This window comes from Pseudomonas sp. 21, assembly GCF_000955805.1.
Lineage (GTDB): Bacteria > Pseudomonadota > Gammaproteobacteria > Pseudomonadales > Pseudomonadaceae > Pseudomonas.
Window position 1 is genome coordinate 702,454 of the sequence record NZ_JYOA01000007.1, and the last position, 13,892, is coordinate 716,345.

The following is a 13,892-nucleotide window of genomic DNA, read 5'->3' on the forward strand; positions in this document are numbered from 1 at the left end:
GCATGGCCCGCTCCTACAGGTCTACGCCGGAGCTCGGGCCGATATCGCCATCAGTGCTTCAGCTCCGCCAACCCCTTGAGCAGCGCCTCGTGGAAGCGCTTCGGGTCCTGGATCTGCGGCGCGTGGCCCATGTCGTCGAACTCCACCAGGGTGGCGTTGGGGATCGCCTTGGCAGTCGCCTTGCCCAGTTCGGCGTAGTTGCCCAGCTTCGGCTTGAGCTCGGCCGGGGCGATGTCCTTGCCGATGGCGGTGTTGTCCTTGGTGCCGATCAGCAGCAGGGTCGGCATCTTCAGCTGGCCGAACTCGTAGACCACCGGCTGGGTGAAGATCATGTCGTAGAGCAGCGCCGAGTTCCACGCCACGCGCTCATGGCCGGCGCCGTTGAACAGGCCGGCGAGCATGTTCACCCACTTGTCGTACTCCGGCTTCCACTGGCCGGCGTAGTAGGTCGCCTGCTCGTACTGGCGAATGCTTTCTGCGCTGGTTTTCAGCTCGCGCTCGTACCACTGGTCCGGGGTGCGGTAGGGCACGCCCAGGGCTTTCCAGTCTTCCAGGCCGATGGGGTTGACCATGGCCAACTGCTCGACCTGCTGCGGGTACATCAGCGCATAGCGAGCGGCGAGCATGCCGCCGGTGGAGTGGCCCAGCAGGGTGATCTTGCCGACCTTCAGGTGATCCAGCAGCGCGTGGGTATTGGTCGCCAGCTGCTGGAAGCTGTACTGGTAGCGCTCGGGCTTGGTGGATTTGCAGAAGCCGATCTGGTCCGGCGCGACCACGCGGTAGCCGGCGTCGCTCAGCGCGGCGATGGTGGTTTCCCAGGTGCCGGCGCAGAAGTTCTTGCCGTGCAGCAGCACCACGGTGCGGCCGTTGGGCTGTTTCTTGGGCTTCACGTCGATATAGGCCATGTGCATGTGGTGGCCCTGGGACGCGAAGCTGTAGTGGCCGACCGGGTAGGAGTAGTTGAAGCGCTCCAGTTCCGGGCCGTAGGTGGGTTTGGATTCGGCGGCGTGCAGCGGCAGGGCGGCGGCCAACAGCAAGGCGGGTAGCCAGCGTCGGGACATCGGGGAGCTCTCCTGGTGGTGGGGCACGGGTCAGACAGCGGGAACCGCCATAGGTTGGCAGATTTCCGGGCGCGATGCCGCAACGACGGGTAATGCGAGAAGCGCTTTTTTGTAGGAGCGAGGTGAAATCAGGCTGCGGTGGCGCCCCCGGTCAGCCAGTCGATGAACAGTGAGAACAGCTCCGCCTGGGAGTTGATTTCCAACTTGGTGTAGAGGTGCTTGCGGTGCATGCGCACGGTCTCCGGCGAGATATCCAGCACCCGCGCGCTGGATTTCACCGAGTGGCCGCGCAGCAGCAGGTGGGCGATTTCCCGTTCGCGCTCGGTGAGCCGGTCGGCGCCGAAGTTCATGAAGGCCGCGCGGATGTGCCGGTTCAGCGGCGCCTGGTCGTCCGGCGCGCTGACACTCACGCCGCGCCCGGCCAGCAGCAGGTCCAGCCCGCCGTTGCGTTCGAACTGGCGGATCAGCTCGCGCACCAGCGGCAGGACCGTGGCCAGCAGGTCCAGCTGGGTTTCGCTGAAGCGCGCACCGCTCTTGCCCTGGTACAGGCACAGCGAGACCTTGCGCGCCTCGCCCAGGTCGATGATGAAGTGGCAGTCCTCGGTGCAGCCGAACTTGAGGTAGTAGGTCTTGTAGTACTCGCTGGCGAAGAAATCGTCCGGGGCGATGTCGGCCAGCGGGTAGAAACCTTCGGTGAGGCCGTCTTCCATGGCCAGGCAGAAGGGGTCGAGCAGGTAGCCGCGGGCGTAGTAGCGGTCGATCAGCGCCTCGTGGTGTTCCGGGTCGATGCCGCGCTGGTACAGCGGTTGCGGCGGCTGGCCGCGCTGCTCCAGGCCGAGCATCACCGATTCCACTGGCACCAGGCAGCCCAGGGCATCGGCCAGGCGCTCGACGAAGACGACTTCGCCAACGCTGGCCAAGGCGCGCGCCAGCCCCGCATGCCAGGCATGCAGGGCCGGTGCGTCGGACGTTTCGCTCAGTGCCTGAGATTCGCTCATGCCCGGCAGCATAAAGGGCTGCCGGGGTGTAGGCAAAATCCTCGGGTCGATCATCAGTGCCCCGCGTAATCACCGCTGCGCTGGAGGTCTTCGGCGGCCTCGAGGATCGACTCGCGCAGGGTGTCGACGATTTCGTCGACCTGCTCGCGGGTGATGGTCAGCGGCGGCGACATCACGTTCAGGTGCACGATCGGCCGCACCAGCAGGCCCTTGGCCTGGGCGCGCAGGTGGATCTTCTCGCCGATGTTCAGCTCCTCGGGGAAGAGCACCTTGCTGCGCTTGTCGGCGACGAATTCGACACAGGCCATCAGCTTCTGGCAGCGCACGCTGCCTACCAGCGGCAGGTCGGCCAGTTCCTGCAGACGCTGCTCCAGGTAGCCGCCGACGTCCTTCACGTGCTCCAGCAGGTTCTCACGCTCGATGATCTCGATGTTCTTCAGCGCCGAGACGCAGCTCACCGGGTGCCCGCTGTAGGTGAAGCCGTGGGCAAAGCAACGGCCCTTGTCGGCCTCGCCGATCACCTTCCAGATGCGGTCGGAGAAGATGCACGCGCCCAGCGGCAGGTAGCCGGAGGTCAGGCCCTTGGCGGTGGTGATGATGTCCGGCTGCATGCCGAACACGTCCTCGGAGGCGAAGAAGGCGCCGAGGCGGCCGAAAGAGGTGACCACTTCGTCGGCGACGTAGAGCACGTCGTACTGCTGGCACACCTGCCACATACGCTGGTGGTAGCCCTTCGGCGGGATGATCACGCCACCCGAGCCCATGATCGGCTCGGCGAAGAAGGCGGCGACCTTGTCCTGGCCCAGTTCGAGAATCTTGTCTTCGAATTCCTTCACCAGGAATTCGAGGAAGTCCCCTTCGGTCATCCCTTCCGGCGCGCGGTAGGGGTTGGGGCAGGAGATGTGGTGGATGACGTCCTTGAGGAAGTCGAACTCGGCCGGGTGGTCGGCGACCTTGCCGCCCAGGGACATGGTGAGGAAGGTCGAGCCGTGGTAGGCGTTGACCCGGCTGATGATGTGCTTCTTCTCATGCTTGCCGCGGCAGTTCTGGTAGTACTGGATCAGCCGGTAGGCAGTGTCCACGGCGGTGGAGCCGCCGGTGGTGAGGAACACGTGGTCGAGGTCGCCCGGCGCCAGTTCGGCGAGCTTCTCGCAGAGCTGGATGGCGGTGACGTTGGCCATGTCGCAGAAGGGGTTGGAGTAGGCCAGCTGGCGCACCTGCTCGGCGATGGCATCGGCCATTTCCGCGCGGCCCAGGCCGATGTTGGTGCACCACATGCCGCCCACGGCGTCCAGGTAGCGATTGCCCTTGGTGTCGTAGATGTAGGCGCCCTCGCCGGCGGCGATGTTCAGCGCACCGTTGACCCGGTGGTCGTCGAACACGTGGTAGCCGTGCATGTAGTGGGCTTTGTCGGCGGCGACCAGCTGCTCGTCGTTGAACTGGGCGAAGAAGGCTGGGGTGGTGGTGGTCATTGTCTGTACCTCGGACTTTCGTTATTCGGTTGGGCGTTCTGCCCTCTCCCTAACCCTCTCCCTGAAGGGAGAGGGGACTGTTCGGAGTGCGTGGAGACTCCGAACCTCCTTGTGGATCGTGTTGCTCGTTACTTTCAGGATGCCGCCATGATTTCCGGCGACTCCGCTTGGCCCCCTCTCCCTTCAGGGAGAGGGCCGGGGAGAGGGGGGCTTTCGGATCTAACTCATCAGGTCCCGGTCTTCACCGCGTTCCAGGTACGGGTGATCAGGCGGGTCGCCTTGGGGTTCTGCACTTTCTGGGTGAACAGCTGGGCGCGGGTCTCGGCGTCGGGGTAGATCGCCGGGTCGTTGCGCACTTCGGCGGCCAGCAGCGGGGTGGCGGCGGCGTTGCTGGAGGCGTAGCGGATGTAGTCGGCGACGCCGGCGGCAACCTTCGGCTGCAGCATGTACTCGATGAACTTGTGGGCGTTGGCCACGTGCGGCGCGTCGGCCGGAATGTAGAAGTCATCGAACCAGATCAGCGAGCCTTCCTTGGGCACGAAGTAGCCCAGCTTGACCTTGGCGCCGGCTTCGTCGGCGCGGGCCTGGGCGGTGGCGTAGTCGCCGGACCAGGTCATCGCCATGCACTGGTCGCCGTTGGCCAGGCCGTTCAGGTAGCTGGTGGAGTCGAACTTGCGGATGTACGGGCGGATCGATTGCAGCAGGTCCTGGGCGGCCTTGAGGTCCTCGGGCAGCGCGCTGTTGGGGTCGCGCTTGAGGTAGGCCAGGGCCAGCGGGATCACGTCGGTGGGGGAATCGATGATGGTCACCCCGCAATCGGCGAATTTCGACACGATCTTCGGATCGAACAGCATCGCCAGCGAGCCGATGGGCGCGTCGGGCATGCGCTGCTTGATCTTGTCGATGTTGTAGGTGATGCCGTTGCTGCCCCAGGTGTAGGGCGCCGAGTACTTCACGCCCGGATCGTAGTGATCCAGGTGCTTGAGCACGTCCGCATCGAGGTTGTTCCAGCTGGGCAGCTTGGACTTGTCCAGCGGCTGGAAGACGCCCGCCTTGAGCAGCGGCGGCACGAGGGCGGCGTTGAGCACCACCAGGTCGTAGCCCGAGCGGCCGGGCAGCAGTTTGCCCTGCACGGTCTCGTAGGAATCGAAGGTGTCGTAGACCACCTTGATCCCGGTTTCCTTCTCGAAATCGGCGATGGTGTGCTCGCCGATGTAGTCGCTCCAGTTGTACAGCCGCAGCGTCTTCGCGCCTTCGGCTTCCTCCCCGTGACCCAGTGCCGGCAAGGTCGCCAGCGCCGCGCTGAGTACTGCTGCGAGCGTTTTCTGCATGTCAGTCCCACCTTTGATTTTATTTTGGATTGGAGATATCGCGGATGAAGCCACTCTCGACCAGGGCCGGTTCCCCGGCCATTCCCCGAACGGGTAGGTACTGGCGCCTAATCGAACAATCGTTCAGATTGGCCACCTGACACTTTAGGAGCCAGGCATGAACGAGGAAGTCCGCTTTACCCGACTGGAGCCGGAACAGCGCAAGGCGCTGCTGATCGAGGCCACCCTCGCGTGCCTGAAACGCCATGGCTTCCAGGGAGCTTCCATACGCAAGATCTGCGCCGAGGCCGGGGTCTCGGTGGGGCTGATCAACCACCACTATTCGGGCAAGGACGAGCTGGTGGCCGAGGCCTACCTGACCGTCACCGGGCGGGTCATGCAGTTGCTGCGCGAGGCCATCGCCGAAGCGGCGCCGGATGCCCGCGCACGGTTGTCGGCGTTCTTCCGCGCGTCGTTCTCCGCCGAGTTGCTCGATCCGCAGCTGCTGGACGCCTGGCTGGCGTTCTGGGGCGCGGTGAAGACGGCCGAGGAAATCAACAAGGCTCACGATCATTCCTATGGCGAGTACCGCTCCTTGCTGGCGCAGGCACTCAACGAACTGGCGAAGGAGCAGGAATGGGCCGATTTCGATGCGGAACTGGCCGCCATTGCCCTCAGCGCCCTGCTCGACGGCCTGTGGCTGGAGTCCGGTCTGAACCCCAATACCTTCACCCCGGAGCAGGGCGTGCAGATCTGCGAGGCCTGGGTGGACGGCCTCCAGTACGGCGGCCGGCAACGCTTCTGTCGGGCGTCGGGAGTCTGTTGATCGATTGTTCAGTGGGCGGTAACCTGCCGCCATCTGCAGGACAGTTCCTACAGCTCTACCTCCACGCATAACAAGAATGGCCCCGTCACGAGCGGCGGCCCCAGCAGGGTATTGCGATGACTTCCCGTGTACTGATCGTCGACGACGATCCGGTGATTCGCGAGCTCCTCCAGGCCTACCTCGGCGAGGAAGGCTATGACGTGCTTTGCGCCGGCACCGCCGAACAGGCCGAGGCGAGCCTGGCCGAAGCCGAACAGGGCGGGCAGCCCATCGACCTGGTGATGCTCGACATCCGCCTGCCCGGCAAGGACGGCCTGACCCTGACCCGCGAGCTGCGCGTGCGCTCGGAGGTCGGCATCATCCTGATCACCGGGCGCAACGACGACATCGACCGCATCGTCGGCCTGGAATGCGGCGCCGACGACTACGTGATCAAGCCGCTGAACCCCCGCGAGCTGGTGTCCCGGGCGAAGAACCTGATCCGCCGCGTGCGCCATGCGCGCCAGCCCGCCGCCACAGCCGCGCCGGGCAGCCGGCAGCACCACAAGCGCTTCGCCCACTGGACGCTGGACCCGGACCGCCGCCGCCTGATCGACCGCGATGGCAGCGAAACCCCGCTGACCCACGGCGAATTCCAGTTGCTCGGCGTGTTCCTGCGCAATACCGGCCACACCCTGAGCCGCGACCAACTGATGGACCAGATCCGCAACCGCGAATGGCTGCCCAACGACCGCTCCATCGACGTACTGGTCGGCCGCCTGCGCCGCAAGCTGCGCGACGACCCGGCCGAGCCGGAGCTGATCATCACCATCCACGGCGCCGGCTACCTGTTCACCGCCACGCCTGCCGATGCCTGAATGCGCCTTGCAGTGAGAGTGTCAGAACGATCCTTCAGCCTCGCGCAGGAGCGGCTTTTGCCCCCTCGCCCTTCAGCAAGAGGGATGGGGAGAGGGCCGCTTCCGCGCCGATACGTCCTGTCTCTTCTCACTCTGCTCGCTCTGTTCTTCTGCACCACCACCCAGGCCGCCCAACCCATCCGCTACTGCGACTACCCCGTCTACCCGCCCATCTCCTGGAGCGACGGCCACGAAGTCCGCGGCCTGGCGCCGCAGACCGTGCGCAGCGTCCTCGGCGAACTGGGCTACGAGGTGAAGACCGTGGTGCTGGGCAACTGGAAGCGCTGCCTGCTGGACGCCGCCGAAGGCCGCGTCGACGTGGTGCTCGCCTACCAGACCCCGCAGCGCGACGACGGCCTGCTGTTCTCCCGCGTGCCGGTGCTGCGCGAGGAAGTGGCGATCTTCTACAACCGACGCAAGCCGGTGCGTTTCGACCAGTTGAGCGATCTGGCGAATTACCGTGGCGGGCTGCTCTTCGGCGAGAGCTACGGACCCGAGTTCGACCGCTTCGTTGCCGAGCACGGCAACGTTGAGTGGGTCTCCGACAGCCGGCAGAACTTCGGCAAGCTGATCCGCCGGCGCATCGACTTCATCGCCCACGAGCGGCGCACCGGCACGCTGTTCGTCGAGCAACTGGCCGGCGGTCAGGACATCGTTGCGTTGCCTCGGCCGCTCACCGTGGATTACCTGCGCGTCGCCGTCTCCCGCCATTCGCCGCTGGCCGCGCGGATGGACGAGATCGACGCGTTGCTGAAGAAGCGCGTGGACGATGGCAGCGTCGCCCGCTGGCTGGAGCAGAGCGAGCGCGACTACCGCGCCATGCTTGCCGGTGACGGGGTGCCGCGATGAGGCTGCCCGGCGGCCTGGCACGGCGCCTGTTGCTGCGGGTGCTGCTGTTCAGCCTGTGCTTCACCGTGCTGGCCAGCGCCGTGCAGCTGTACTTCGAATACCGCCGTGAGATGCGCGACATCGACACCCGGCTGGAGCTGATCCGCGTCGGTTATCTCGCCAGCTTCGAGCGCAGCCTGTGGGACCTCAACCAGGAGCAGCTCAACGTGCAGCTGCACGGCCTGGCCGACTTCCCCGACATCGCCCAGGTGCGCCTGCGCAGCGCCGACTTCAACCTGGTGCAGGACGCCGACGACAAGCGCGGGCCGTTCCGTGTCGAGCACTACGCCCTGGCCTTCCAGCCGCCGGACGGCGAGCGCCGCGACCTGGGCGAGCTGGAAATCAGCATCGACCTGGGCGCCGTCTACCTGCGCCTGCTCCACGGCGGGCTGACCAGCCTGCTGTGGATGGGCGTGTTCCTTTGCGGCCTGGCGGTGGCGCTGAGCTGGCTGTTCCACAGCCTGGTCACCCGCCACCTGCGCGCCATGGCCGACTTCGTTCGGGGGCTCACCGGCGGCGACCTGGGCACCGAGCTGGCGCTGGCTAAAAAACGCTCAGGCGAAGAAGACGAGATCGACACCGTCGCCGACGCCCTCGATGGTTTGCGCCGAGCCCTGCGCGCCGAACTGCGACGGCGCGAGGCCGACCGTGAAGCGCTGCAGAGCAAGCGCGATGAACTGCAGCGACGGGTCGAGCGGCGCACCGCCAGCCTGCGCCGCGCCAAGGAGGAAGCCGAAGCTGCCAACCGTGCCAAGAGCCGCTTCCTTGCCACCATGAGCCACGAGATCCGCACGCCGCTCAACGGCATCCTCGGCATGGCCGAACTGCTGCGCGCCGCGCCCCTGGGCGAGCAGGACCGTCGCCGGCTTCAAGCGTTATCCACAGCAGGCGAAGGTCTGCTCGCGATCCTCAACGAGGTGCTGCACTTCGCCAAGCTGGAGGACGGCGCCAGCCAGCCGGAGCCGGTGGACTTTTCCCTGCACCGCCTGCTCGACGACGTGGTGACCCTGCTGGAGCCGCGCGCCGAAGACACTGGCACCTGCCTGCGCCTGCGCATCGAACCCCAGGTACAGGACGGCTGCCGGGGCGCCGAGCAGTTCCTGCGCCAGGTGCTGAGCAACCTGCTGGCCAACGCGCTGAAGTTCACCGAGGAGGGCGAGGTGCTGCTGGAAGTCGCTGTGCTGGAGACCGGCGCTGCCGGGCAGCGTCTGCGCTTCAGCGTGACCGACGACGGCATCGGCATCTCCGCCGAGCAGCAGGAGAAGATCTTCCAGCGCTTCACCCAGGCCAGCGACGAGGTGGCGCGGCGCTACGGTGGAACGGGGCTGGGGCTGGCGATCAGCAAGCGGCTGGTGGAAGCCATGGGCGGCGAGATCGGCGTGGAAAGCCTGGAAGGCGAGGGCAGCACCTTCTGGTTCGAGATCGTGCTGGCGCCGGGCGTGGTGCCGCGCTCCACCGTGGCCGGCGAAAAAGCGCCGGCGCTGGACGTGCTGGTGGTGGAAGACGTCGCTCTCAACCGCGAGGTTGCCCAGGCGTTGATCGAGCGTGACGGCCACCGCGTGCAGCTCGCCGACGATGCGCAGCCCGCGCTGGCGCTCACCGCCGCGCGGCGCTTCGATTTGATCCTGCTGGACATGCACCTGCCGGGGATGACCGGCCTCGACCTGTGCCGGGCGATCCGCGCGCAGTCCGAGGGTCTCAACGTGACTACGCCGATCCATGCCTTCACCGCCAGCGTGCAGCCGGGGATGGTCCGCCGCTATTTCGAAGCGGGCATGCAGGGCGTGCTGGGCAAGCCGCTGCGTCTGGATGACCTGCGCCGCGCGCTGTCCGGCGTGGCCTGGGAACTGCTGCCCGAGGCGGTGGATAACGGCCCGCTGGATCGCCAGGTGCTGGATACCCACCGCCGCCTGCTGGGCGAGCACAAGCTGAACGAGCTGCTCGCCAGCCTGTGGAAGCTGCTCGATGAGCAGTGGCCGCTGCTGCTGGATGCCTTGCGCCAGGATGACGCCGTCGAGGCTGCGAGCCTGGCGCATCGGCTGGCCGGGAGCTGCCGATCCATGGGGTTGCGTGGGTTGGGCGATTGTCTGGGTGAGCTGGAAGAGGCGGCGCTGGCGGGTTCGCTATCTGCTGACTGGGCCGCGCGATTGGAGCGGGAACGCTCGTCGGCCGACGAGCTGATGGGCTCCCTGTAGGAGCGCGCCTTGCCCGCGATCGCGCGCATGGCGCGCTCCTACAGGTCCCGTCCGCTGCAAGGGTGCGGCTGCCGGGAGATGCTGAAAGCCGGAGCCCAGGCGGCCTGCACAAAATCCTTACATCTTTCTACAACTTCGATCCTGGCGAACAACCCCGCTTTACATCGCCTTCCAATAATCCGGTGGTATCCGTGCCCGAGCCACGGCCTCTGATTGATTGGAGATAACAATAATGATCCAACGTAGAGTTCAGCTCAGCCGCGCCCGCCGTTCCCTGGAGGTGCGCCATGTCTGAGTCCCATCACGCCGGTAGCGGCGAGAAGATCCAGCTCACCCGTGCGCTCAAGAGCCGCCACATCTTCATGCTGTCCCTGGGCGGCGTCATCGGCACCGGCCTGTTCATGGGCTCGGGCGTCACCATCAGCTCCGGCGGCCCGATGGGCGCCATCCTCGCCTACCTGGTCGCGGGCCTGCTGATGTACCTGGTGATGGTCTGCCTGGGCGAGCTGTCGGTGCAGATGCCCGTCTCCGGCTCCTTCCAGGCCCACGCCACGCGCTTCATCGGCCCGGCCACCGGGTTCATGATCGGCTGGGTCTACTGGATGAGCTGGGCTTCCACCGTCGGCCTGGAATTCACCGCCGCCGGCATGCTGATGACCCGCTGGTTCCCCGAGGTGCCGATCTGGCTCTGGTCGGGCTTCTTCGTGGTCGTGCTGTTCTCCCTCAACGCCCTGGCCACCCGCGCCTTCGGCGAGGCCGAATACTGGTTCTCCGGGATCAAGGTCGCGGCCATCCTCGGCTTCATCGTGGTCGGCCTGCTGGTGATCTTCGGCGCCATCCCGCTGAACAGCGGCGCGGCCGCGCCGGGGCTGTCCAACCTGGTCGGCGATGGCCTGTTCCCCAACGGCCTGTCCGCGGTGTTCGCGGTGATGATGACGGTGGTCTACGCCTTCCAGGGCTGCGAGATCATGGGCGTTGCCGCCGGCGAGACCGACCAGCCGGAAAAGAGCATCCCGCGCGCCGTGCGTAACGTGGTATTCCGCGTGCTGATCTTCTATGTGCTGGCGATCGCCGTGCTCTCCTGCATCGTGCCGTGGAAGCAGGCCGGGCTGATGGAAAGCCCCTTCGTGCAGGTGTTCGACATGGTCGGCATTCCCTACGCCGCCGATCTCATGAACTTCGTGATCCTCACCGCGATCCTCTCGGTGGGTAACTCCGGCCTCTACGCATCGACCCGCATCCTCTGGGCCATGTCCAAGACCGGCATGGCACCGCGCAAGCTGTCGAAACTCAGCGCCCGTGGCGTGCCGCTCTATGCGCTGCTGATCAGCCTGGCTTTCGCCCTGCTCTCGCTGCTCACCAGCGTGGTCGCCGCCGACACCCTGTTCATGGTGCTGATGGCGGTGAGCGGGATGGCCGGCACCGTTACCTGGATCGTCATCGCCTACGCCCAGTACCGCTTCCGCCGCGAACACATGGCCAAGGGTGGCACCGTGGCCGACCTGAAGTACGCAGCGCCGCTGTTCCCGCTGATCCCGCTGGCGTGCATCGCGATCTGCTGCTCGCTGTTCGTGTTCCTCGCCATGGACCCGACCCAGCGTCCGTCGCTGTACTGGGGCTTCGGCTTCATGGGCGCGTGCTACCTGGCCTACTACCTGCTCAAGCGCAAGCGCGGCCAGGTGCTGAGCGAAGAGGCGCTGCCGAGTATCGGTTGAGTCTTCCTGCATCGGAAAAGCCCCGCCTCGCGGGGCTTTTTCTTTGGCTCTTTGTAGGACCGAGGGGGACGCCTAGTTCTTGCTCGCGAACCCACCCAAGGCCGGAGCTGCCGGAGGCCAATTGCGGACGGACTCCGCTCCTACGCTCGCCGGTCAGGTAGGAGCGGACTCTGTCCGCTAAGGCCCGCAGGGCCGTTTGTTCGAAGTTGTAACAAACCCTCGGGGCAAACCCTGGGGAAACCCCTCAGCCCCCGCGTCGCGCGGCCTTCCCGCCGTTCGGCGGGGTGTTACAACCCACCCATTCGGGTGGATTGCCGGCTTACTGAACAAGTGTTTAGTATTGGCTGCAACGCTTCATCCGCCTCAGCAAACGACTACAAGAACGAGGGCAGCATGACTCAGCCATCCCCACTCAGCCGGGTCCAGGACGGTATCGCCTGGATCACCCTGAACCGCCCCGAGCAGCGCAACGCGCTCGACGTCCCCACGCTCAAGAATCTGCTGGCCCTGCTCGACGCTTATGAGGCCGATGCGGCCGTGCGCGTCATCGTGCTGACCGGCGAAGGCCGCAGCTTCTGCGCCGGCGCCGACCTCGCCGAATGGGCCGAGGCCGAAGCCCGTGGCGAACTGGAAACCTACGGCTGGACCGAAACCGCCCACGCCCTGATGCGCCGCCTGCACAGCCTGGACAAGCCGACCATCGCCGCCGTCAACGGCACCGCCGTCGGCGCCGGGATGGACCTGACCCTGTGCTGCGACTTCCGCATCGCCGGCGCCTCTGCGCGCTTCAAGGCCGGCTACACCGGCATGGCCTACTGCCCGGACGCTGGCGCCAGCTGGCACCTGCCGCGCCTGATCGGCAGCGAAGCGGCCAAGCGCCTGCTGTTCCTCGACGAACTGTGGAATGCCGAGCGCGCGCTGAACGCCGGCCTGGTCGGCGAAGTGGTCGCTGACGATCAATTGCAGGCTCACGTCGGCGAATTCGCCGCGCGCCTGGCGGCCGGCCCGACCTACGCCTTCGGCCACACCAAGCGCCTGATCCGCGAAGGCGCCAGCCGCACCCTGGCCCAGCAGCTGGAAGCCGAACAGGCCGCCGGGCTGCTCTGCGGCCGCAGCATTGACGCCGCCGAGGCGCTGCGCGCCGTGGCCGAGAAACGCTCCCCCCAATTCAAAGGCCGCTGACGGCTGCAGGTGATGTGATGGATTTCCAACTGACCCAAGAACAGGAAATGCTCGTCGAGGCGGTCAAGGCTTTCGTCGAGAAGGAACTGCTGCCGTACGAGGAAGAAGTGGACCGCGCCGACGCGGTGTCCCCGGAGCTGGCCGCGAAGATTCGTGGCAAGGCCCTGGCAGCCGGCTTCTACGCCTTCAACATGCCCGAGGAAGTGGGCGGCGGCGGCCTCGACTACCTGTCCCAGGCGCTGGTCGAGCGCGAGCTGTCCAAGGTCTCCTGGGCGCTGCACGTGTTCGTCGCGCGGCCCTCGAAGATCCTCATGGCCTGCAAGGGTGAGCAGATCCAGAACTACCTGCTGCCGGTGGTACAGGGCGAGAAGATCGACTGCTTCGCCCTCACCGAGCCGGGCGCCGGCTCCGACGCCAACTCGATCAAGACCCGCGCCGTGCGTGATGGCGAGGACTTCGTGATCAACGGCTCCAAGCACTTCATCAGCCACGCCGGGCATGCCGACTTCGCCATCGTCTTCGCGGTGACCGACACCTTCGAGCGCAACGGCAAGAAGCGCAACGCGGTGACCGCCTTCCTGGTGGACAAGGGCACCGCCGGCATGACCGTGCGCCGCGGCCCGAAATGCGTCAGCAACAAGGGCTACCACACCTACGAGATCTTCTTCGACGACTGCCGCGTACCGGCCTCCCAGGTCCTGGGCGAAGTCGACAAGGGCTGGGAAGTTGCCAACGCCTGGCTCACCGCCGGCCGCGTGATGGTCGCCGCCAACTGCGTCGGCCAGGCCCAGCGCGCGCTGGACCTGGCGCTGCAATGGTCGGCCGACCGCAAGCAGTTCGGTCAGGCCATCGGCAGCTACCAGGGCATCTCCTTCAAGCTCGCCGACATGGCCACGCAGATCCGCGCCGCCGAGCTGATGACCCTGCACACCGCCTGGAAGATGGACCGCGGGACCATGACCGACGGCGAAGCCGGCATGGCCAAGCTGTTCGCCAGCGAAGTGCTGGGCAAGGTCGCCGACGAGACCGTGCAGATCTTCGGCGGCATGGGCCTGATGGACGAAGGCCCGGTGGAGCGCATCTGGCGCAACGCGCGCATCGAACGCATCTGGGAGGGCACCTCGGAAATCCAGCGCCACATCATTTCCCGCGAGCTGCTGCGTCCGCTGCTGCGCTGATTGGCGGTGCCTTTCGGGGAAGACGGGCGGGTGCTGAAAGCCCCTCTCCCCAGCCCTGGCTGCGCGCCCCGCTCCGAAGGGAGAGGCGGCAAGAACGATTCGGCGCGTGGGTAGACACCGCGCGCTGAAGGATGACCCCGAAAGCTCCCCTCTCCCTTCACGGGGGGACGC

Annotated in this window: 11 protein-coding genes; 7 read left to right on the forward strand and 4 right to left on the reverse strand. The window is 66.3% G+C overall.

What is annotated here, in order from left to right:
• Positions 1 to 50: 50 nt before the first annotated feature.
• The 4 genes from UB43_RS18760 to UB43_RS18775 all read right to left on the reverse strand — a co-directional run bounded on the left by UB43_RS18760 (position 51) and on the right by UB43_RS18775 (position 4,862).
• A complete protein-coding gene (locus UB43_RS18760) occupies positions 51 to 1,061 on the reverse strand; it encodes an alpha/beta fold hydrolase (protein WP_045213879.1) in 1,011 nt (336 codons plus the stop codon).
• A 128-nt stretch (positions 1,062 to 1,189) separates the two neighbouring features.
• Entirely contained in the window at positions 1,190 to 2,059 is an 870-nt protein-coding gene (locus tag UB43_RS18765; protein WP_045214213.1) for a LuxR C-terminal-related transcriptional regulator, read from the reverse strand.
• 53 nt (positions 2,060 to 2,112) lie between these two features.
• A complete protein-coding gene (locus UB43_RS18770) occupies positions 2,113 to 3,531 on the reverse strand; it encodes an aminotransferase (protein ID WP_045213881.1) in 1,419 nt (472 codons plus the stop codon).
• Positions 3,532 to 3,758: 227 nt separating this feature from the next.
• The gene (locus UB43_RS18775; protein WP_045213883.1) at positions 3,759 to 4,862 is read right to left on the reverse strand and encodes a polyamine ABC transporter substrate-binding protein; all 1,104 of its coding nucleotides are present in this window, start codon (positions 4,860 to 4,862) and stop codon (positions 3,759 to 3,761) included.
• Positions 4,863 to 5,019: 157 nt separating this feature from the next.
• Between UB43_RS18775 and UB43_RS18780 the strand changes: the two genes are divergently transcribed.
• From UB43_RS18780 to UB43_RS18810, 7 genes are all read left to right on the forward strand, one after another.
• Positions 5,020 to 5,667 (forward strand): TetR family transcriptional regulator C-terminal domain-containing protein, encoded by a 648-nt coding sequence (locus tag UB43_RS18780; protein WP_045213885.1) that lies wholly within the window; start codon positions 5,020 to 5,022, stop codon positions 5,665 to 5,667.
• A 110-nt stretch (positions 5,668 to 5,777) separates the two neighbouring features.
• Positions 5,778 to 6,524: a response regulator gene (locus UB43_RS18785; RefSeq protein WP_156160447.1), complete on the forward strand. Its 747-nt coding sequence runs from the start codon at positions 5,778 to 5,780 to the stop codon at positions 6,522 to 6,524.
• An 84-nt stretch (positions 6,525 to 6,608) separates the two neighbouring features.
• On the forward strand, positions 6,609 to 7,412 hold the full coding sequence (locus tag UB43_RS18790) for an ABC transporter substrate-binding protein (protein ID WP_256205177.1): 804 nt from the start codon (positions 6,609 to 6,611) through the stop codon (positions 7,410 to 7,412).
• Positions 7,409 to 9,646 carry an ATP-binding protein gene (locus UB43_RS18795; RefSeq protein WP_045213890.1) on the forward strand — a complete coding sequence of 746 codons (2,238 nt, stop codon included), beginning with the start codon at positions 7,409 to 7,411 and terminating at the stop codon, positions 9,644 to 9,646. Before UB43_RS18790 ends, UB43_RS18795 begins: the two co-directional genes overlap by 4 nt.
• A 287-nt stretch (positions 9,647 to 9,933) precedes the next feature.
• Entirely contained in the window at positions 9,934 to 11,361 is a 1,428-nt protein-coding gene (locus tag UB43_RS18800) for an amino acid permease (protein ID WP_045213893.1), read from the forward strand.
• Positions 11,362 to 11,754: 393 nt separating this feature from the next.
• Positions 11,755 to 12,543, forward strand: coding sequence for an enoyl-CoA hydratase/isomerase family protein (locus UB43_RS18805; RefSeq protein WP_045213895.1), 789 nt, complete (start codon positions 11,755 to 11,757; stop codon positions 12,541 to 12,543).
• Between the two features lie 17 nt (positions 12,544 to 12,560).
• Positions 12,561 to 13,721 carry an acyl-CoA dehydrogenase family protein gene (locus tag UB43_RS18810; RefSeq protein ID WP_045213896.1) on the forward strand — a complete coding sequence of 387 codons (1,161 nt, stop codon included), beginning with the start codon at positions 12,561 to 12,563 and terminating at the stop codon, positions 13,719 to 13,721.
• Positions 13,722 to 13,892: the final 171 nt, after the last annotated feature.